Below are 21,198 nucleotides of genomic sequence, written 5' to 3' on the forward strand. Positions count from 1 at the left end.
ATACCCACCCTGATGAGTTAGATAAACAAGATAAAAAAATAAGACAAGAAAAACTTAAAAATGCTGATTGGAAAGATTTTGATAAAAGTAGGATTCTATGAAAAAAGAAAAATTTGATTTTGGGATTTTTATCTTAGATTGCTTTATGTGTATTGGATTGATAGTGGTGTCTGTTATATTTGTTATACCATTAGGGTTGGTTTTTTCTGTCTTTATTGATGGATTCCATCTTATAAAATTTGAAGGTTTTTATGATTATTCTACACTTCTTACTCTCTCCCATACTCTAATGTTCGCACTATATTTCTTTTTAGAAAAGACAAATATCATACAATACAGAATCTACAAGCCAAGTCTTTGGTTTGTTTTTATAAGCATAAATAGTTTTTGGTGGTATGTCGCTTATTGGTTAAGTCATAATTTTAAAGTATATTCATAAAGAGATTCTCTATGCAATATTTTGTAACACTATACATTCACCCAATGCAAGGTGCCAATATCCCTCACGCATTTTTAGGTTTAACACATACGCACCCTGATGAATTAGATTCACAAAGTGATATTGAGCTAGAGAAATATTCTAATCTGCAATCCTTGTATGGAGGTATCATTTGAATATCCCCATATACTCAAGCCTAAAAGCAAAGCTAGAATCTAAAGGACTAGATTCTACCACAAGTGGACAGATTGCGTGGTTTGTGTGTAGTATAGTATTTTCTTGGACAATTGTGTTTTTTATTAATACCATTAATCTTAGTTTAGATAGCTTTATATACAATCTATTTCAAAACAATATAATACATACAATAAAAATAACAATACTATTTGCCTTTGTTTTTAGTTTTTTATATTACAAAAGTGCAATTCCTTTGGGTTTGTCCTTTTTTATAAGTATGTGTATATTTTTCTTGTCATATGATATGTGGTATATTATCGGTTATGTTACAATGGCTGTATTGTTCGTGGTGTGTTTTTTGAATAGAAAATTTATTGCAAGCTCCTTATTGATTTTATGGGGATATTACTATTTTTATGTTTGCATTACCGTTATTGCATCATATCACTAGAGGAGGTTTTATAAATGAAACATTATGTAACTCTTTATATTGACCCATTGTTTGGAGAAATAACAAGAAGTGTTGATATAAAAAATCCAAGCACTTATCTTAATTTAGACGCCACCCACGCCTTTTTAGGTTTGACCAAAGACAAAAGCCCCGATGAGTTAGACAAAATAGATAATGAAATAAAAATGCAAAAGTTAAATAATGCAGATTAGAAAGATTGTGATAAAAAATGGTATGAGAGTTTAGAGACAAATGAATATAATGATGGCTTTTGGGGATTTGGCACAGGGACAGATTCTATCTATAATGCAGCTGGAAAAGTCTTCCAAAACAATCAATATGTAATGGATAATAATGTAAAAACAAACACTTATGAGATTAAAAAACTAAGAAGCGAACAAACTTTTAAAAATCGTTGCACTTTAGAAATCTCACAAGAGCAATATGAAAAGCTCTTGCAAGAAATAAAAAATGACTATGAAGCTACAAAGACAATCACTCCAAAAAGTGAGGTGGGCATAAGTGGGGATTTGACTTATAATGTATTAAACAACAACTGCGTTACTTGGGTGCTTAATAAACTCGATTCCATAGGTATAGAGATTATTGACAATGAGGAGTGGCTGCCTGATAATATTTCTACTAGAGATTCTTTGCTTAGAAAATTTCATTATTTACAATATCTTTATGCAGTGTTTCGCAAATTCCAAAGTATAGATTCTAACTTAGAATCTATTGCTGGAGCAAAAGCCTTTAGGACTTGGGCTAGAAGTATGACACAAAATAAAATATTTTGTGCTTTAAAGATTGAGGGGGACATCACAAAAGGGCTTAATATAAGCACAGAATGCAAAAGGACTATCACACAAAATCAAAAGTATTATGAAAATAAGCTTAAAGATTTTATTACTAAAAGCTCTGATTTTATGCGAGTATATAATCGTATCAATGAGCAATTAGAGAGACTCCTCACAAAAGTTAAGAATCTAGGATACACAAATATACAAGGGGATTTTACTTTTATTATGTGGAATGATGAGCTTCAGACAAGAATGCTTTTAGATTCTAAACATAGAGATGAAAACACAAAAGACTATATCGCTTACCCCATAGAGCAGATAGACCCAAATATTCCAGCTTGTAATTGGACACTTAATCATAATGCCTCGTTTATATTAATCTTGCGTGATGAGATGTTGTGCAGGGCTGTATATAAAAATTACCATTATTCCAATATGTCAGAAAGCTTTATAGATTCTATCAACAAAAGCCATATAGCTATCCTAAGTGGCAACGATGATTTGAGCTATTGGAGTAAATCTCTACACGCATTACGAAAATCAGTAGTATGTGAGGAGTAATATATGAGCAATAAAGATACAAAACATATAGAGGAAATACGAGCTTATCCCAACCAAATCATAGATTGCAAAGTCTTAGAATCTAAAGGCATAGATTCTCTAAACTCTACAATATACTTTATGGGAGTAGAACTCACAGGCGGCACAGAATCTAACAAACCCTATAACGAATGCTTTTTTGGTGAGTTAGATTCTAAAGATAGTAATCTAGGCTTAGATGAATCTAAACCCATCTATCACTTAATCGGTGAAGTAGATTCTAGCTCCATAGAATCTACAAGCAACAATAGAGATTCTAACAATTCCCTAAGCACCCTCCAAGTATTTTTAGGTAGCAATACCCTAACCCTCTTAAACTACTCCCTCTTAGATTCTAGCCTCAATATCAAACTAGAATGTAGCTCATCTGAATCTAAAGAAATAGCAGAGAGAGAACAAACACAAAGAGAGCAGATACAAAGAGATTCTAACTCCATAGATTCTCTAACAAACACTGCAATGCTCCACCCAATACTAGAGGATAATGAAATCAAATGTCCTCATAATGGAGTAGTAAAGCTTAAGAGTAATATATGTTACAATATATTCGGATTAGAGAGTTAGGAGATTTTAAAATGTTTTTGTATAAAAAATGCGAAGTATGTGGGAATAACATTAATAAATTACAGAGTATTTGGAATATTTACACACTAAAAATAGGCGAAACTCTGCATTGTAGTCATTGTGGCACATATTATCAGACAAACAAAACTATTCAAGCTTTTGCTTCCTTTTATGTGAATCTAGGGCTAGGTATTATACTTTGGCTTATTCTTGGAATATGTATAAATGTCTGTATTCATACGCTAGACATTAGTATCAATAAAAATATTTCTCTTATTCTATCTTTGGTATTATCTTTTGTATTGTTAGGTTGTATAAATTGCATAATAGCCTGCGTAATCCCATTGCATAAGACACAAACTCCCAAAGAAAAACGCAAAAAGCCATTGCTTTATTGGCTGTGTCTTGGGTTATTGGCTATTGTGCTGATAGTATTTGTTGTTGGATTCTTAGGAGTTACATTATGATAAGGAGTAAAAATGGAAAAAGATGAAAGACAAGATCTTATTGAATATCTTAATGAGAAGTATAGGAAACAATAATGTCTAGCATAAAGATCATTATTTTGTTATTCATTTTTTGCAATATGCTTTGTGCGAGGCAGGAGTTTAATCCTGTTATCGATATGAAGCGTTTTATTAGTGAGTTACCCTACAAAACACGCATTTTAGAGTTGCAAGCAAATAGTGAAATACAAGAGATTCTGCAAGAAATTATAGAATCTACTCCCTTGCAGACACTGGAATACATTGCTTTGGGTAAAAATAAAATATATCCTTATAGTATAAAAGATGAATATGAGTATAGTCAATATGTCTATAATTGGATTTTATACTTGCTCAAATATAACCAACAATTTTTAGAACGAGATTCTGACATTTGCGAGGAGTATAAAAAAGCATATTTAGACTTGGGATATAATTACCCCTTAGTTGCCATAAAGGCTATAATGGCGTATATTGGCAATGATTATAGACAAGATGTGCAGTATATACAGGCGTTGCAACGAGATAAAGTGCTCTCAAATCTTTATATTGTGTTGTTTAAGAATGTTACAAGAGTTGTTTCTACAATAGAAAACAATCATTGTTTGGAAAAATAAAACTTAAGGAGAAAAAATGGGAAAAAGTTTAGAAGAAGAGTTTGTAGAGTTAGCTAAGAATATTCAAAATATCGCAGGGGCGACAATAGAATATTTACCAGATACAAATGATTTAAAGAGAATTGGTAAGGGAATTTTGAAGCGAACAAATCCTATTATAAACATTTGTGATTCTTATGCGGAATACAAAAAAAGTGGGGAAATTAAAAAAGGTGTGGCAAGGTTTGTTGCGAATACCGCTAGTGGGGCCATAACGGCTATCATAGTTGTGAGTGGCACTACAACTGCACAGCCAGAACTTGTTGTTATGGCTTTTGTAATAGGGGATATTTCACAAAAAGTTATTGAGGACTTTGCCAATTGTTGCCTCACTTTCCTCGACACCCATATCCTAACTCCGATGCAAGAAACAATTTATAACTTTCTCATACGCACATTTATTGAGCCTGTTGTCCATCAAATAATGCAGTGGACTCCAAACCCATTAGCTCCCTTTAGTCCCTTCGGATACAATACAAGTGATGATATATCTTTTGTGTATGCGTATGCTGTCTTTAAAGATTCTCACTATAAACATAACGCATATAGTCATGGCACCCCTACTTACGCGTATAATACCTATACACAAGAAAGGGTTAATGCTCTATCACAAGGCTTTAGCTCTCTAGCAAGTGATGTTTCTACACATAATATTGTCATATCAGATTCTGATATATCGCATTGCTTTGATACTTTGCTTTATAGAGAATTAGAATCTCTTTATAAAGACTATATGGCATATACACCTATTGCACTAGATAATGGATATAAAATTGGAAACATCAAAGCCTCCTACCTCCAACGCATACCACAAGAGGATATAGAATCTCTCACACCAAATTCTCCCTTACACCTCCTTAAAGCTCTCTTTTTCTGTGAGGATTATATACTTTTAGATTCTAATAAAGAGCCATTATTAAGAGAATCTAATTGGAGAGAATTTTATAACTACAAATCCGACTTTTATACTATCTTTATTGCTGACAAACAAACCCTTACCCAAGACTACCTCAATAAAAGAAAATCCCTCTATAAAGCCATAATGCAAATAAGAAAAGAACAACAAGAAAAAGAAATGCAAGAATTACAAAGACAACAACAAGAGTTAGAGCAACAATTACAAGGATTAGATTCTAGGGAGAGAGAATCTAAATTGCAAGAATTACAAAGAGAGCAGGAAAGAAAGCAAAGAGAAAAAGAGAGGCAAGAACAACGACAAGCAAGATTCTCTAAGAATCTAAATACAAGCACTACACAGAATCTAACCATAAACAATAATGCTTATATCACAAAAGATTCGTATCTTGTATTAGAATCTAATGATAAAAATACAAAAATCATATTCCTAGATTCTCTAAAACATACTTATACTCATTCTAAAGCTTATGCCAATAATTATCCTGACAACACACCCATTAGTTTTTCTAATCTCATATTGCAATACAATAATCAAGTAACTATCTTTGCCAAAGACAATAGCATTATAGATTCTAAGCAAATAGAGCAAGACTTTGACATAGATGTGAGTAATATGTCTTGTGATGTGTATTTTTATTCTTTACTTCTTAGAGGAGGTAAAGAGGATAGAGATAATCCTAGATTTTTCTATGGAGAAAAGGGAGAAGTGTATATGAGTGATGAAAGTGATAATATAGAAGTCTTTTATAATGATGCAAGATTATCTATGACAAATTATTACTATCACGCATATAGCTGATAGAAAATAAGCATTAAGAGATTATAATAAAGACTATCTACCTATAAAAAGCAATATGAGATTCTAACAATACATATAAAGGATTGCTATGCCAATAAATAAGACTAGACAAGCAATACAACCACAAGACATACAATCAATAGAGATAAAACCAATAGACACTCGCTTCACTATCAATCTCTCTACACAAACTCCCCCTACAAAGCATACAGAACTACAACACAGACAAGCCCTGCAACAAAAGCAAGATTCTAAAGCTAAAGATTCTACATCTCAATCCACCTCTATGCTCCACCCAATACTAGAGGATAATGAGATTAAATGTCCTCATAATGGAGTAGTGAGACTAAAAGCTAATAGGGGTAAGTCTTTTACTTCTAAAGGTATTCCTATGGTATTAGAATCTGATTTATTAAATGCTTCTATCATAGGCTGCACAAACAATATAGCAGGTGTCCCTACGCCTTGCACTTCTGTCTCTGTCATCTTACCTAGCTCTCGTGGATTAAAAAAGTTTAATGATGACTATCCTATCATGCAAGATTTAGTAGCTAGTGGTTGTTTAACTGATAAAGGCTTCCCATTAACTTGCACTCCTAAAGAAAATACTTTTAGGATAAATTCACCTAATCCTGCAAATGCTAATACACAAGATAAAGAAGCTTTAGCTTCTAGTATATCATTTAGCAAACCAATCCTAAGACTCCATTATAAAATCCATTCTCATCAAAAAGACAATCTCCCCATATATAGAATAAAGTGTAATGATAGCATTATAGAATCTAATAATGATACTCCACTAGATTCACTAAGTATTGATATAGCTAAAGATACAAAAATATTAGATGATACACAAAGCTTAGATTCTAATCTGCAAGATATACTCTCTACACTCTATGCTAACCTAAAAGATACTTATACTAAACATTATGCCTATCACTATCTATCTTTACAGCTAGATTCTAATGCCCTTATTCTCATACTCCTTATCCCTCAAAGTATTCCTAAAGTATATAAAGAACTCTATAAAGACTATACATACAAAGACTATGGCATAGGCAAATACCACTATCTTTATAACTACTGCACACACATAATGCTAGAGATAGCAGACTATACACAAGTAGGATTAGAATCTAATCCTAGTAATGCCACTATCCTCACACTCCACACACCTTATAAAGCACAAAGACTAGAATTACAATTAGCCAATGGATTAGATTCTCTCATAGAATCTAGGGATAGACAAAGACAAGCTAAACAAGCTACAACACAATCTAAACAAAAAGATTCTCAAAACAACACAAAGCAGATAATAGATTCTCTCCTCACACTTAAGCTTATCAATGGAGGATATAAAGAGAAGTATTGGAGCTTTGGGGAGGGAGTAGAGGAACACACACAAGCAAATCTTTTACATACAAATATAGAAAAGCAAAGAGTCTAAAGAAACACAAGAAAACAAAGACAAACAAATATTAGAGATATATTTTAGTTATGGAGAGGATACGACAAGATTGCAAGGAGATTCAAGACACACACAAGATGTGAATCTGCATATCATTACACAAGGGTATAGCAATGGGGAGGAAGTGGAGGTGCTTATCAAAACTAGCAACGATAAGTTTAATTTGCAAGGCAAAATTAACAATAATGAGGCTATACTCTATGATATTTTTAAAGATAGATATATTGCCATAGGAGAAGTAGAAGTCTATGTCTAAACAACTAATGAAAACCTTAAATCTTAAAAGACCTAAATGGGAAGATGTAAGTAAGGCATATAATGAGATAAATGAGATTGGAAATATAGCTTATAGGCAATATTTTAATTATTTTAAATCTCAAGGCTATAACAATGATGAGGCAGATATTCGGGCTACTTTTTACTCTACTCGAGCTAGATACAATTTTGTAGGTGGACAAGCAAAAAGTGAATTTGAAAGAGCCCCAAAAGTCTATGCAAACACTTGTGCTCTGCGTGTGAGCTATGCTCTAAATTATGGAGGTATGCCTCTCATAGAGGGTAGAGCAAAACTTACAAGCGGAACAAAACTTATAGGAAAAGATAATTATAAATACTATACAGGAGTATCTGGCATAAAGGGACTTTTGTTGGAAAATTGGAAACAACTAAAACCTTACTCGCAAACAAATAATAGAGATTTCTATAAAATATTTTATGACTACAAGAAAGAGCCTTTTAAAACATTGGCAGATAAATATGGAAATATTTTTAATCAAAAAAGAGTGAATGAGATACGAAAAGACAATCAAAATTTCTTTAATGTTTTGTGCTCTTTAAAAATTAAAGGCATTGTAACTATGGTGATAGATGGTTGGGGAGATGCAGGTGGACATACAACTTTATGGAATGGGGAAAATTTTGCAGATGGAACAAATTATTTAAACGATGAGGAAGCATCTATATTTGTCCGTGAACTCTGTTTTTGGGAATTATTATAGGGGGAATCGACATGAAAAAGATTCTATTTATTTTATTGTGTGTATCTTATTTAAATGCCAATACCTATGATGGATTTGATAGAGCAGTAAAAGAGATTAAAGATTATGGCTTTGCTTTTTGTTTGGAGGAAAGTTATGTAGATAAAAAAGAGAAAGCCTTTCCGCCAACGAAACTCTCATATGATTTATATATATTTCAACAAGGTTCTATGAAATTTGCTATAATGGGCGGACTTAGAAATGAAGAACAAGTTGCTAAAAGCATACGAAATTTTGTCTCTCAATATCGCTCAAATCCTAAAAATCAAATAACAAATAATAAACAAGGGATCCAAATATATATTATGGAATGTATGAATATGTTTCAAAACTCCAAAGAATACCAAGACGAAGTAGAACGCATAGTTAAGAAGTATTGTAAGGATTGTGAGTAAGTGTGTTATGTTGTATCTTTGGGAACTAAAATAAAGGAGGCTGTATTGAGATATGCTGTAATAGCAATAGCGATAGTTTGTTGTTTATTGGGTGGTGAATCTAGCGATACAGAATGGGATAAACATAGATTTATAAGCAGGAAAAATCTTGGATTCACTCTTTGCTTAAAAGAATTTTACAAAGATTTACCAAATGAAATAGTCAATGCTGATAGGTTATTTGGCGTGATTGAGTTAGCTGACCCAGATGATAAGAAAAGATTTATCGAATTTATTACAACCAATATCAATAGCTATATACCACAATTTAAATATCCTGAACTTTATCCTAATAACTGGTATTTCGTAGCCTGCCTGAATATGTATAACTCTCAAGAATATGAGGATATGATACAAAGAAGAGGCAAGTATGCTCGGTGAAAGAGGACATACAACTTTATGGAATGGGGAAGAGTTTGCAGATGGAACAAATTATTTAAACGATGAGGAAGTATCTATATTTGTCCGTGAACTCTGTTTTTGGGAATTATTGTAACGGGGGAGTTTATGTGATGAAAAAACTTTGTTTGTTTTTGTTTTTATGTATTAGTAGTGTATATGCAGATTCAAATACAGAGTGTTTGGGCGTAGATTTTCTATCAAGTCGCCCACTTAAAAAGGCTGATAGCGAATTTCACTATTTTGCCAAAACAAGAATGATAGAAATAGCAAAGAGATTTGGAGTGGGAATCTGTCTTGATTATTATGGATTATCGCAAAAAATTGAAATAATGGAAATGCAATGGTTTGATATATTTTTTCAGCAGATAGAACAAGTGGGCAATACAGATAGTGGGCGATGTTATACTACAAACAAGCGAAAGCAATTACAAGAGGAAATAAAAACTTATGTAATATCACAACCACAAGGAATCTCAAAGATACAAACCTGCCTAAAACTCTATGACTCCAAAGAATACCAAGACGAAGTAGAACGCATAGTCAAAAAGTATTGCAAGGATTGTGAGTGAGTGGCATAGGAAACTATCACTATCTCTATAACTACTGCACACACATAATGCTAGATATACAAGACTATACACAAGTAGGATTAGCTCACAATCCTAGTAATGCCACTATCCTTACATTACACACACCCTATAAAGCACAAAGACTAGAATTACAATTAGCCAATGGATTAGATTCTCTCATAGAATCTAAAGATAGACAAAGACAAGCTAAACAAGCTACAACACAATCTAAACAAAAAGATTCTCAACATAACACAGAACAAATCATAGATTCTCTCCTCACACTTAAACTTATCAATGGAGGATATAAAGAGAAGTATTGGAGCTTTGGGGAGGAAAACACACAAGCAAATCCTGTGCATACAAATACAAATACAGAAAGCAAAGATTCTAAAGAAACACAAGAGAAACAAGACAAAGAGAAAGAAATACTAGAGATATATTTTAGTTATGGTGATGGTACGACAAGATTGCAAGGAGATTCAAGACACACACAAGATGTGAATCTACATATCATCACACAAGGATATGAGAATGGGGAGGAAGTGGAGGTGAAGCTAGAATCTTCTTTGGGCGAAGTCCTTATCGTGCGTGGCATAATACAAGATAATCAAGCTATAATTACAAATCCATTTAAGGAGCAATAATGGCGGTTGAATGGAGAGCGACTTGTGGCACTGTGAATGAAAGTATAAAATGCAAGAGAGCAGATTTTGATGATGTAAAAAAAGCATACGATGTAATCAATATGGCAAATCCGAATGATATGAATCTGCAAGAAACCTTTAGACAAGCTATCATAGATAATGGCGTATGGCGTGGTATATCATCTAAAGCAGCAGAGCAAAAAGCCCAAGAGATACTTACACAAATTCAAAATGATAGCTATGATGATTCTGTATGGCAGAGATATGCCCTAGTGGGTGGCATACCTTTGAGCGAATACATTAATCATAAAGACTTCTTTGGTAGAAGTTCTGGTTATGCAGATTATAGCAATACCTGTGCTTTGCAAGTGAGCTATGCACTAAATTATGGGGGTATGCCATTACATATTGAAATCAAGCCAAAAGAATATAAATCTATGTATGGTAAAGACAAGCAATATCTTTATATCTTAGGTGCGGATTATATGGGGAGATTCTTAAATGATAAATGGGGTAAGGCAGAGATATCTATAACAGCAACAGATGAAGGTAAATATGCGGTATTAGAGCAAATTAAAAATAAGAAGGGCATTGTGGTAATGAAAGGATTTTATTCGCACACAACTTTATGGAATGAAAGTAATTTTGTTGATGTAGTAAATGGTGTGGCTAGTAATTATTATTTAACTAATATAGGGACAGCTAAACTTGAATTTTGGGAGCTTATATAAAAAATGAAAAAAGTGATATGGTTTTGTTGTGTGTTTTTTATGTATCTAAATGCCGATGATATAGAATTTAACAGAGAGCTTGTAGGGAAAGTGGATAAAGTAGCCTATTCTTATGATAAAAAAATAAAAATTATAAAAAGAATAGGTATGGAGTATTGTATTAAGGGCAATAATTTTGATAAGACACAGCCTAATATTATGATTATGGGTTGGTATAGATATAAATTGGGCGTTCCGTATGGAGAGGATATAATAGCAGACCTTAAGCCATACATAGACAATAAGGCTACAATCACCGATAAAACATTATTGCATCATTATCAAAAATCAAACTTTAGTAGATTTTATACCTGCCTAGAACTCTATGACTCCAAAGAATACCAAGACGAAGTAGAACGCATAGTGAAGAAATATTGTAAGGAATGTAAGTAAAATAAGTCTTAAAGATTCTAAAATTATGAGAACTAAACAAGACAATATAATTTTTTATAACAATGAATTTTCAAAATTTAGCAAAAATGGAGTGGTAGCAATGATAATTAGTGGGTGGAGTGATGCTAATGGGCACATTACATTGTGGAATGGAAAAGATAAGAAGTTTTTGGAATATGACCCAAATCTTTATAATAACTATTTGCTTTACAGAAATATTATCGTAACAAAGCTTTATTTTTGGGAATTATTATAAAGGAGTCTTATGAAAAAAATTGTATTAGCGGTATTATTTTGCATAAATATTGTATTTGGGCTTGGAGAAATGAGCTATAAAAATGAAGAAGGCAAACGAAATGAACTAGAACGGCAACACTTTACCTATGAACTCAAGGTCGATGCACTAAAAAAGCTAGGATTCCGCTATTGTATTAAAAAGTTTGTTGATGATGATAAGGGCGAAGTGTATTATATCATCAAAGAAAAGCTCAATATGCCTTTATTCTTTGATGATAAGAATCTAGACAACATCACACAATTTTTAACGCTTGTAGAAAATCTCAGCACATGGAATAGCAAATATAAAATTGATTACACATATAAGCCTTTTCAATGCCTTAGGGTTTATGACTCCAAAGAATATCAAGATGAAGTAGAACGCATAGTTAAGAAATATTGTAAGGAATGTGAGTAAAAAAACAGAAAGATTCTAAACTATAACAACCAATATGTTGCCTATCATATCTTTATCCTTCACACAGTATGTATGTTTTTATCTGCTAGTATATGTTGTTTGTTTGATAAATGTATTATCTTTGTATATAAAGCTATTCTTACTAGCAACAAATTCTCTATTAAGCTTTGTAAAAGCTATATCCCTTCCCTCATCACCATGAGGAGCAAATGTTATAACGCCAACAACATCTCTTTACGAGTTAAGAGTGCCTTATACACACCATTATGATCTTTGTAGTGAAATGGTATTGCTGTGGCAAAATTATCAGTAAGGTTTTTAATACCACTTTGTGTATTGATAAAATTATTAACAATATATATCACCGCCATATTACTTAAAAGCTTTGTGAGTCGCATAACTGACTTGTATAAAACGAACAACCACTAATGGCTATGGCTAAGATTAAGATATGTAGTATTGTGTAGGTGCTTTTTGTAATATAAGTCCTAGATTCATTATTCTAGGACGCTTTGCTATTTGACTTTTTCCACATATTCGCCAGTTTCAGTATTGACGCGGATACTCTCACCCTCAAGCACATGAAAAGGTATTTGCACGACAGCACCAGTTTCAAGTGTAGCAGGTTTTTTTCCAGCACTTGAAGTATCACCTTTGAAGTTGGGTGCTGTTTCAATGATTTTTAATTCAACAACTTGTGGTGCATCTACAGAAATCGCCTTGTCATTGTGAAAGAGCACTTGCACAATTGTGCCATCAATAATCCATTTTGCTGCATCGCCTACTTGATCTTGGGTAAGTGCGATTTGCTCATATGTCTCATTGTCCATAAACTGAAACAAATCCCCATCTTGATAGAGGAATTGCATCGTTTTTTCTTGGAGGTTTGGTTCATCGCATTTATCACCTGCGTGAAAAGTCTTTTCTATAACCTTGCCATCAAGAAATGATTTTATTTTTGCACGCACAAATGCCGCACCTTTGCCGGGTTTTACATGTTGGTATTCAACGATTCGATATGGGATTTTGTCAATCTCGATTTTTAAACCCTTTTTTAATTCACTCATACTTATTGCCATTGCAACTCCTTAAAGAATATTGTATTGTTGGTTAGATTTTTTGTGCAGATCCTAGAATCTTCATACGCTCAACTATGACTTTTTGCATAGCCTCCATACCTGGAGTGAAAAATTTGCGTAAGTCAAATTGTGTAGGATCGGCGTTAGCAACTCTGCGCACCTCTGCCATAAACGCAATGCGCAAATCCGTATCGGTATTGACTTTATTAATGCCACCTTTTACGGCTTCTTGTAAAAATTCAAAAGGCACACCTTTGCTACCCTTGAGATCGCCACCTGTGCTTAAGAAACTCTCGCGCACATACTCAGGAATTGCACTTGCACCATGAAGCACGAGAGGAATATTTGTGCGTCTTTTTACCTCTTGGAGTCTAGCAAAATCTAGTTTTGGCTCACCTTTGAATTTAAATGCACCATGACTTGTGCCAATAGCTGGTGCTAAATAATCTACTTGTGTTTGTTTGACAAATTCTTCTGCTTCATCGGGATTTACAAGCACCGCATCTTGTTCACTCACGGAAATATTGTCTTCAATCCCCATAAGTCTGCCAAGCTCTGCCTCCACACTCACACCTTTGCTATGCGCATATTCCACTACTTCTTTAGTGATTGCGACATTTTCCTCAAAGCAATGATGTGAAGCGTCAATCATAACTGATGTAAATCCTGAATCTATGGCTTTTTTGCAAGATTCAAAGCTTGTGCCATGATCAAGGTTGAGTGCGACAGGTATGTGAGGATATCGCGCACTTAGGATTTTGACAAGTCCTACCGCCATGTCAATTCCCATATATTTGATAGCGCCTTCGCTTGCTTGCACGATGATAGGCGATTGTGCTTCATTGGCTGCATTAAAGATTGCATTTAGCATTTCAAAATTTACAAAATTAAACGCCCCAACACCATAGCCCTCTTTATGGGCTTTTAATAAAATCTCACTTCCGCTTACTAGCATACTTTTTCCTTATTTGTTGATTTGTATATTAGCTTTTTGGCGTAATTCTTGGACTTTTGATCCTATGGCCTGTCTTACGGCTTCCATTTGCATATTTTGTGCAATCATTTGTTTTGCTTGATCGTAGCTAATAGCTTTTGGTTCTGTTTTGCTTTCAAGATAGATGACATGGTAGCCAAATTGTGTTTTTACTGGAGTTTTTGTGTAAGTTCCGGGTTTGAGATCAAAGGCAGCCTTAGAAAATTCTGGCATCATAGCAAAGCGATGAAAAGTCCCCAAATCGCCACCATTTTGTTGTTGTTTGCTCGCTGGATCAATCGTTTTTTGATTGGCTAGATCGATAAATTTTGGTTCTACGCGACCTTTCACTTTATTGAGTTCGGAGATAATTGCTTTTGCTTCATCTTCGGTGCTAACTAAAATATGGCGAGCTTTACCCTCTTGGTCAATGAAATTATCTTTGTTTTGTTGGTAGATTTGTTGAATCTGTTCTTCGTTGATATTTGGCATTTGGACACTTTGCATTTGTTTTTGTTGCCAAGCGCGTAAAAGCAAATCTTTTTTGAAAGCCTCGAGTGTGCTTGTGTATTCTTTTGTGCTATCAAGCTTTTCTGCTTTTGCCGCATCAAGGATAAGTTTTTGTGTGATAAGTTCATTAAGAATCATCTCTCGTTCTGTTTCAGGAAGTTTGTCAAAATCCAAACTAGGATTTGCTTGTTTAAGTGGCTCAAGATCTTTTTCTGTGATTGGGTTGCCATTGACTGTTGCATACGTTTTTGCCTCAAGTAGTGCTAGAGAAAATGCACACGCTAACATTGTGATAAAAACAACTTTCTTCATTATCTAACTCCAAGTGGTAAAGATTTTGTCTTGCGACAATTAGGGCGGTATTGTATCGCTTAAAGATTAATTACATGCTTAAAAGCTAACCCCAAATATTATCCGTGATACTATCGTTGTTGTATCGTGATTTGGGGGATCGTTTTTTGTTGCTGCCTTGCTTTTGTCGCGAATGCTTGGTGTGAGATTCTGTATTTTGATGCGTTTGTAGGTTTGCAATTTCTTCTTTGCTTAAGCCTATGGTTTTGGTGCATTGCGTTTGAATAAAATGGCTAAGAAGTTTTATGCAAAGCTGTGTAGGATCTATGTGTTCTTTTAGATTCTCAAAATGTTCAAGTCCAAATTGCGTAGTTTGTAATGTAGCTATTTTGCTCAAGAGTGTATCAGAATCTATATCCGCTTCACCCTCTATATGACAAAGCTCAAGTGTGGCTTTGGTGCTTTGTTTGATTTTGTGAATCTCTTTAAACTCTAAAGGTGTGGCAAGTGTGATAGCTACCCCTTTTTTACCTGCCCTACCAGTTCGCCCTATGCGATGCACATAGCTTTCTGGGTTTAGCGGTATGTGGTAGTTAAACACGTGAGTTACATCGCTAATATCAAGCCCACGAGAAGCAACATCAGTGGCTACAAGAATTTCAATAGCATTTTGACGGAATCGCACCATTACATCACGCCTGTCTCGTTGCTCCATATCACCATGCAGTGCAGCGGCGTTAAAATTAGCTTTTGTGAGTTTTTGTGCGAGGATATCGGCTTCTTTTTTGGTGCGTGTGAAGATAATGCTTTTTGTGGGATTTTCTGTTTCTAAAAGGCGCAAAATTGCTTCATCGCGTTCATTTTCATTGATAATGTAGTATTTTTGATCAATGTCTTGGTTAGTGATATCTACAGGCGATATTTTGATAGATTCTGGATTGTGTAAGATTCGCATAGCTAAATCTTTGATAGCTTGAGGCATAGTGGCGGAGAAAAGCAATGTTTGAATATTGTTTGGTAGATAGGTAAAGATAGATTCTATATCATCTAAAAATCCCATATCAAGCATTTCATCACTTTCATCTAAAACCACGACTCTTGGTGCAAAATCACTAAGACGCCCATTCATCAAATGATCAAGTAATCTTCCTGGTGTGGCTATCATTATTTTTGGTTTGTTTTTGAGCAAATCACATTGACGTTTGATGCTTTGTCCGCCATACATACAAATCGTTTTTATGCGCGCGAAGCGACCAAGCTTGAGGAATTCCTCGCTAATTTGCATTGCAAGTTCTCGTGTAGGTGTGATGATGAGGGCTTCAATCTTATCATTGCGTTGAATCTTGTTGAGAATAGGGATTGCAAAGGCTGCTGTTTTTCCTGTGCCTGTTTGGGCTTGGGCGATGAGATCTTTACCCTTTAGCACAATCGGGATACTTTGAGCTTGAATAGGGGAAGGAGCGCTAAAGCCAAGTTCTTTGATACCACGCAAAAGGTAGGGACGCAATCCAAAAGATTCAAAACCTTCTGTGGCTTGTGGAGATTGTGCGGTTTCTTGTGTGTTTGTAGAGGCATCTTGTGTTTGCATTATAAGCCTTTAAAAGTTAGATAATGTGTGCTATTGTAGCAAAATTCGCTGAAAACACCTCTTAATTTTGTGATTGTGTATTATAATGCCTTGATTGATTTTTGCTTGATTTGCTAACAAGGTATTGTAGATTCTTAAAAAGATATAAGTTTAGGCGTATACATATGGAAGAGACACTTTATAACACGATTTTTACTTCTGCTCCATTAGTTGCAAGTTTTTTGGCAGGGATTCTGACATTTTTAAGTCCTTGTATTTTGCCACTTATTCCGGCTTATATTTCCTATATAAGTGGTATCGCACTTGAGGATATGTCAGAAACTCTTATGCGTCATCGTGTCAAGATTGTGTTAAAAACTTTGAGTTTTATTTTGGGGTTTTGTAGTGTTTTTGTGATTTTGGGACTTTTTTTTGGTAGTGTGCTTGGGCAATGGCTAAAAAGTGATGTGTTTGGCTATATCGCTGGTGGCATTGTGATTGTATTTGGGCTACATTTTTTGGGGATTTTTCGGATACAATTTCTGTATAAAGTTTCCCCAAAGTTATCTTTTGGTTATTTAGAATCTATGCCGTTTTTATCGCCATTTTGGGCATTTTTAGCACCATTTTTGCTAGGTGTAAGTTTTAGTGCATGTTGGACGCCGTGCGCAGGACCGATTTTGGGTTCGATTTTGGCACTTGGTATGCTAAAAAATGATATGGCTTTGTGGTATATGCTAAGCTATGCGAGTGGTTTGGGCTTGGCGTTTTTGCTTACAAGTTTGGTTATTGAGCGTGCGCTTGAGGTATTAAAGAAACTAAAAAAATGTATGCGTGGTATAGAAATTGGTTGTGGTATTTTGCTAATTGGTGTTGGCGTGTTGATTATGCAAGGGAAGCTAGACATAGCGTTGCAATAGGAGGTAGATGATGATTTTTGCTAATGCGATGGGGTGTGATTACACACGATATGCTCCAATGTGTATTAAAGTCGAAGATGGCTTTATAACCCAAATTACAGATGATTTGCGTGCGATGAGTGATGTGGAGTTGCATGAGGTTATTGATGTAGATTCTAAGCTACTTATGCCAAGTTTTATAGATTGTAATGTCTATCCTAAGGGGCGAGTTCTTTCGAGAAAAACACTTACTTCATTATCTCAAAAAGCCCTAAGAGGTGGTTATGGCACTCTTTTGCTTTTGCCTGATACAACACCTGTGATTGATAGTGAGGCAATTGTGGAGCTTGTGAGGAGTGTTGATACAGATCTTAGTGTGCATATCTTGCCAAGTATTAAGCCAGTATTTTGGGATAAAGATATGCTAAAGCTTACGGATATTGGTAAGCTTTATGATAACAAGGCGCGTGGAATCTACTTTCAAAGCGATATTGAGGGGAATCTTATCTTGCGCATTGCACAATATGCCAAAATGCTAAAGACTCCTCTTATTTGTTTTGCACAAAATACCTCTTTGGCACAAGGGGTTATCAATCAAGGAGCGTTTGCCACAAAACTTGGATTGCCAACAATGCACCATAAGGCTCAAAGCATTGAAGTAGCAAAGATGTGTGAAATGCTTTTAGCCCAAGATGTTGATGTGCTTTTTAGTGCTATAGGGTCGCCGCGTTGTCTTGAGATTATTCATGCCTACAAAAAACAAGGGCTTAGAGCCTATACTGAAGTAAGCTTGCATCATCTTATTCTTAATGAAACAATTTGTGATGATTATAATACGGCTGGAAAACTCAATCCTCCTTTGCTTAGTGAATCTATGCGCCAAGAATTTGCAAACTTGCTATGTGAGGGTTATATTGATGTTTTGACAAGCTTGCAGTGTGCGAACTTTAATTCCCAAAAAGATCAGGTATTTGAGCTTGCAAGTTTTGGGATTGATAGCGTGGCGTATGGCTTTGCACTTGCTTATGACAAAATTTTTAAGCCCTATAACCTTAGTCTTAGTATGCTTTCTAAACTTTGTAGTTATAATCCAGCACAGATTTTAGGGTTGGATAGCGGTAGCCTTGAAGTTGGTAAGAGGGCGGATTTTTTGATTGTGGATTTACATCAACATACGCATATTAGTGATAATTTCTCACCATATTATGGTGTGGATTTAGAATCTAAAGTTGTGATGATGTATAGAGATTCACAATTATATGAGATTTCATAACGCACACAAAGCAAGGGGAGAGTAGCGTATGTGGCAAGATATCATAGAGCTTTGGGATAAAGCATTACCTTTTATGAAGAGCTTTGGGCTTATTGCACTAAAGATTATTATATTGCTTGTAGTGGGATATTATCTCTCGCGATTTGTTGCAAAAAAGATTAAAAAAGCCCTAGAGCCAAAAGATAAAATGTTGGCAAATTTTTTATCTCAAGTAGCATTTATCGGCATTAATGTCGCTATCATTATTGCTGCACTTGGGACAGCCGGAGTGCAAACGCATTCGATTATCGCGGTGCTTGGGACAGCTGGTATAGCCATCGCGTTAGGTTTAAAAGATTCGCTTTCTTCTGTGGCAAGTGGGATTATTCTCATTGTTTTGCGTCCCTTTGTGCATGGCGATACGATTGAGGTTGGGTCATTGCTTGGCAAGGTAGAGGCTATCAATCTCTTTAATACCACCATTCGCCTACCAGATGGCAAGCTCGCCATATTGCCTAATAGCAATGTATCTCAAGCAAATGTTATTAATCATACAGATATTTCACAAAGGCGTGTTGATATTGTGTTTGGTGTCGGATATGGGAGTGATATAAATGCTGTCAAAATGATTGCTATTAATGTGCTAGAGCATAATGCGTGTGTGGATTTGGGACGCGGATATTTTGTAGGTATGCAAGATATGGGTGCAAGTTCGTTAGATTTTTTATTGCGTTTTTGGGTGGATATAAATTATGGGCTTGTGGAGACAAAAGCCTATATTTTAGAGGCGCTAAAGGTCAATTTAGAATCTAATGGGATAGAGATTCCATTTAATAAGCTTGATGTCAATGTTTTTCAAGCTCAAGATACACAAAAGCAAGATTCACGCGATAGCATTGTGTATGTGGAGACTGATGCGATAGCTCCTCGTAATATTTCTCAAAACAAGCCAATACAAGAAGAACAAACAAGTTACAATGTGTTTAAAGCCTTTACGGATAAGATTAAACAGAATCTAAAGGATAATGGTGCGTAGTCAAAAGATTATCGGAGCAAGTAGAGTTTTTATCTGTGATGAGGGGTTTTGTATCCTCAAAGATGGCGGTGTGTTGTATGAAAGCCTAGATTATGCGCAAAGTGGGGATTTGCAGAGTGCAAAAATTTTGGCGGTAGGAGATTATGAGAATCTAACACGCACCTATCCAAATGCACAAAAGGAATTTTGGCATAATGGTGTGTTGCTTCCTACGCTTGTGAATGCACATATACACTTTGAATTTAGCAACAACGCGACAAACTTTGTGTATGGGGATTTTGGGCAGTGGCTAGATTCTGTAATTGCAAAGCGCGATGATGTGCTTAGTGATATTACCAAAAGCGTATCCCAAGCCATAGATTCACAACTGCGCAGTGGTGTTGGGCTTGTGGGGGCGATTAGTAGCTATGGCTATGATATGGAAGCGTTGAGGAAGTCTGCGTTGCGCGTGGTGTATTTTTGCGAAGCAATGGGAAGCAATCCTAGCGCGATTGATACGCTTTTTAGTAATTTTAAGGCGCGTTTGTATCAAAGTATGGAATACAAAAACACAAGGTTTATACCGGCTGTGGCATTGCATTCGCCATATTCTTTACATCATATCTATGCAAAATATGTCTTACAAGAGGCAAAAAAACTCCAAACGCCAATTAGTGCTCATTTTTTAGAATCTCAACACGAGCAGGAATGGCTGTGTCATGGTAGCGGATATTTTTATAATTTTTTTGCACACACATTTGGTGTCCCAAACCCTAAACCATTTTATACAATCCAGAGTTTTTTGGAGCAGTTTGTGGGTATGGAGCATGTGCTTTTGACGCATTGTCTTTTTGCCGATAAAAATGTGCTAGAGATAATGCGAGAGAATGCTTATAATATCGTAACTTGTCCGCGTTCTAATAGATTATTAAATAATACATATTTGCCACTTGAAATAAATACAAAGACAATGCCACAAGCACATACTCTTTTAAATATTGCCTTAGGCACAGATGGCAAGAGTTCTAATGCTGATGTAAATATTCTTGAAGAAATGCGTTTTATGCTTTTTGCGTATCCGCATATAGAGCTTAATGTTTTAGCCACGCAGATTCTACAAATGGCAACGCGCAATGGTGCAAAAGCGCTTGGCATACAAGGTGGAATCTTGGAGCATGGATATAATGCAGATATGGTTGTATTTGAGATTCCAGATATTGAACATTCTTGCCAAGAAGCCTTGCAGTGTATCTTGCACGCCAAGGAAGCAAAGCGAATGATTATTAATGGTAGGGAGATTATATAAGAT

28 protein-coding genes are annotated in these 21,198 nt (G+C 35.0%); 23 read left to right on the plus strand and 5 right to left on the minus strand.

The annotated features are described in order from the left end of the window. The first annotated feature begins 97 nt into the window (after nt 1-97). From B9T66_RS03875 to B9T66_RS03970, 19 genes are all read left to right on the plus strand, one after another. Nucleotides 98-439, plus strand: a complete 342-nt coding sequence (locus tag B9T66_RS03875) for a hypothetical protein (RefSeq protein ID WP_095627682.1) — start codon at nt 98-100, stop codon at nt 437-439. Between the two features lie 11 nt (nt 440-450). Further along, a complete protein-coding gene (locus tag B9T66_RS08845) occupies nt 451-615 on the plus strand; it encodes a hypothetical protein (RefSeq protein WP_180763330.1) in 165 nt (54 codons plus the stop codon). A gap of 466 nt (nt 616-1,081) precedes the next feature. Next, complete coding sequence (locus B9T66_RS09125) at nt 1,082-1,279, plus strand: hypothetical protein (RefSeq protein ID WP_257874587.1); 198 nt, start codon at nt 1,082-1,084, stop codon at nt 1,277-1,279. Nucleotides 1,280-1,411: 132 nt separating this feature from the next. Continuing rightward, nucleotides 1,412-2,428, plus strand: coding sequence for a hypothetical protein (locus tag B9T66_RS03885; RefSeq protein ID WP_257874588.1), 1,017 nt, complete (start codon nt 1,412-1,414; stop codon nt 2,426-2,428). A gap of 3 nt (nt 2,429-2,431) precedes the next feature. After that, on the plus strand, nt 2,432-3,031 hold the full coding sequence (locus B9T66_RS03890; RefSeq protein ID WP_257874589.1) for a hypothetical protein: 600 nt from the start codon (nt 2,432-2,434) through the stop codon (nt 3,029-3,031). After that, entirely contained in the window at nt 3,001-3,498 is a 498-nt protein-coding gene (locus B9T66_RS03895; RefSeq protein WP_143429091.1) for a hypothetical protein, read from the plus strand. The genes B9T66_RS03890 and B9T66_RS03895 overlap by 31 nt, the downstream gene beginning before the upstream one ends. 74 nt (nt 3,499-3,572) lie before the next feature. Further along, on the plus strand, nt 3,573-4,133 hold the full coding sequence (locus B9T66_RS03900) for a hypothetical protein (RefSeq protein WP_095627685.1): 561 nt from the start codon (nt 3,573-3,575) through the stop codon (nt 4,131-4,133). Between the two features lie 16 nt (nt 4,134-4,149). Next, nucleotides 4,150-5,889, plus strand: coding sequence for a hypothetical protein (locus tag B9T66_RS09130; protein ID WP_257874590.1), 1,740 nt, complete (start codon nt 4,150-4,152; stop codon nt 5,887-5,889). 88 nt (nt 5,890-5,977) lie between these two features. Beyond that, nucleotides 5,978-7,336 (plus strand): hypothetical protein, encoded by a 1,359-nt coding sequence (locus B9T66_RS09135; RefSeq protein ID WP_257874591.1) that lies wholly within the window; start codon nt 5,978-5,980, stop codon nt 7,334-7,336. A gap of 70 nt (nt 7,337-7,406) precedes the next feature. Beyond that, nucleotides 7,407-7,613, plus strand: a complete 207-nt coding sequence (locus B9T66_RS03920; RefSeq protein WP_257874592.1) for a hypothetical protein — start codon at nt 7,407-7,409, stop codon at nt 7,611-7,613. Then, entirely contained in the window at nt 7,606-8,355 is a 750-nt protein-coding gene (locus B9T66_RS03925) for a type VI secretion system amidase effector protein Tae4 (protein WP_095627687.1), read from the plus strand. Before B9T66_RS03920 ends, B9T66_RS03925 begins: the two co-directional genes overlap by 8 nt. Before the next feature lie 11 nt (nt 8,356-8,366). After that, nucleotides 8,367-8,789: a hypothetical protein gene (locus B9T66_RS03930; RefSeq protein WP_257874593.1), complete on the plus strand. Its 423-nt coding sequence runs from the start codon at nt 8,367-8,369 to the stop codon at nt 8,787-8,789. A 45-nt stretch (nt 8,790-8,834) separates the two neighbouring features. Continuing rightward, a complete protein-coding gene (locus B9T66_RS03935) occupies nt 8,835-9,209 on the plus strand; it encodes a hypothetical protein (protein ID WP_143429092.1) in 375 nt (124 codons plus the stop codon). A gap of 131 nt (nt 9,210-9,340) precedes the next feature. Further along, the gene (locus B9T66_RS03940) at nt 9,341-9,799 is read left to right on the plus strand and encodes a hypothetical protein (protein ID WP_095627690.1); all 459 of its coding nucleotides are present in this window, start codon (nt 9,341-9,343) and stop codon (nt 9,797-9,799) included. Then, nucleotides 9,796-10,446 (plus strand): hypothetical protein, encoded by a 651-nt coding sequence (locus tag B9T66_RS09140; protein ID WP_257874594.1) that lies wholly within the window; start codon nt 9,796-9,798, stop codon nt 10,444-10,446. The genes B9T66_RS03940 and B9T66_RS09140 overlap by 4 nt, the downstream gene beginning before the upstream one ends. Further along, nucleotides 10,446-11,177 carry a type VI secretion system amidase effector protein Tae4 gene (locus tag B9T66_RS03955; RefSeq protein WP_095627691.1) on the plus strand — a complete coding sequence of 244 codons (732 nt, stop codon included), beginning with the start codon at nt 10,446-10,448 and terminating at the stop codon, nt 11,175-11,177. The genes B9T66_RS09140 and B9T66_RS03955 overlap by 1 nt, the downstream gene beginning before the upstream one ends. Nucleotides 11,178-11,180: 3 nt before the next feature. Next, nucleotides 11,181-11,609 (plus strand): hypothetical protein, encoded by a 429-nt coding sequence (locus B9T66_RS03960; RefSeq protein WP_095627692.1) that lies wholly within the window; start codon nt 11,181-11,183, stop codon nt 11,607-11,609. 25 nt (nt 11,610-11,634) lie between these two features. Next, complete coding sequence (locus B9T66_RS03965; protein ID WP_257874595.1) at nt 11,635-11,865, plus strand: type VI secretion system amidase effector protein Tae4; 231 nt, start codon at nt 11,635-11,637, stop codon at nt 11,863-11,865. A gap of 9 nt (nt 11,866-11,874) precedes the next feature. Then, entirely contained in the window at nt 11,875-12,303 is a 429-nt protein-coding gene (locus tag B9T66_RS03970; RefSeq protein WP_095627693.1) for a hypothetical protein, read from the plus strand. Nucleotides 12,304-12,515: 212 nt separating this feature from the next. Here B9T66_RS03970 and B9T66_RS08850 read toward each other — a convergent pair whose 3' ends face one another. From B9T66_RS08850 to B9T66_RS03995, 5 genes are all read right to left on the minus strand, one after another. Next, nucleotides 12,516-12,701, minus strand: a complete 186-nt coding sequence (locus tag B9T66_RS08850) for a hypothetical protein (protein WP_095627694.1) — start codon at nt 12,699-12,701, stop codon at nt 12,516-12,518. Nucleotides 12,702-12,818: 117 nt separating this feature from the next. Next, nucleotides 12,819-13,382 (minus strand): elongation factor P, encoded by a 564-nt coding sequence (efp, locus tag B9T66_RS03980; RefSeq protein WP_095627695.1) that lies wholly within the window; start codon nt 13,380-13,382, stop codon nt 12,819-12,821. Nucleotides 13,383-13,413: 31 nt separating this feature from the next. Next, complete coding sequence (locus B9T66_RS03985) at nt 13,414-14,337, minus strand: class II fructose-bisphosphate aldolase (RefSeq protein WP_095627696.1); 924 nt, start codon at nt 14,335-14,337, stop codon at nt 13,414-13,416. Between the two features lie 9 nt (nt 14,338-14,346). Continuing rightward, nucleotides 14,347-15,177, minus strand: a complete 831-nt coding sequence (locus B9T66_RS03990) for a peptidylprolyl isomerase (RefSeq protein WP_095627697.1) — start codon at nt 15,175-15,177, stop codon at nt 14,347-14,349. A gap of 85 nt (nt 15,178-15,262) precedes the next feature. Then, entirely contained in the window at nt 15,263-16,744 is a 1,482-nt protein-coding gene (locus B9T66_RS03995; RefSeq protein WP_095627698.1) for a DEAD/DEAH box helicase, read from the minus strand. Between the two features lie 164 nt (nt 16,745-16,908). Between B9T66_RS03995 and B9T66_RS04000 the strand changes: the two genes are divergently transcribed. From B9T66_RS04000 to mqnF, 4 genes are read left to right on the plus strand one after another with little or no spacing between them, the layout of a single operon-like run. Next, nucleotides 16,909-17,643 (plus strand): cytochrome c biogenesis protein CcdA, encoded by a 735-nt coding sequence (locus B9T66_RS04000; RefSeq protein WP_115571043.1) that lies wholly within the window; start codon nt 16,909-16,911, stop codon nt 17,641-17,643. Between the two features lie 7 nt (nt 17,644-17,650). Further along, nucleotides 17,651-18,895, plus strand: a complete 1,245-nt coding sequence (locus B9T66_RS04005) for an amidohydrolase family protein (protein WP_095627699.1) — start codon at nt 17,651-17,653, stop codon at nt 18,893-18,895. A gap of 28 nt (nt 18,896-18,923) precedes the next feature. Then, entirely contained in the window at nt 18,924-19,910 is a 987-nt protein-coding gene (gene mscS / locus B9T66_RS04010) for a small-conductance mechanosensitive channel MscS (RefSeq protein WP_257874596.1), read from the plus strand. After that, nucleotides 19,903-21,195 carry an aminofutalosine deaminase family hydrolase gene (gene mqnF, locus B9T66_RS04015; protein WP_180763332.1) on the plus strand — a complete coding sequence of 431 codons (1,293 nt, stop codon included), beginning with the start codon at nt 19,903-19,905 and terminating at the stop codon, nt 21,193-21,195. The genes mscS and mqnF overlap by 8 nt, the downstream gene beginning before the upstream one ends. Nucleotides 21,196-21,198: the final 3 nt, after the last annotated feature.

The organism is Helicobacter sp. TUL, assembly GCF_002287135.1.
In the GTDB taxonomy this organism is placed as follows: domain Bacteria; phylum Campylobacterota; class Campylobacteria; order Campylobacterales; family Helicobacteraceae; genus Helicobacter_F.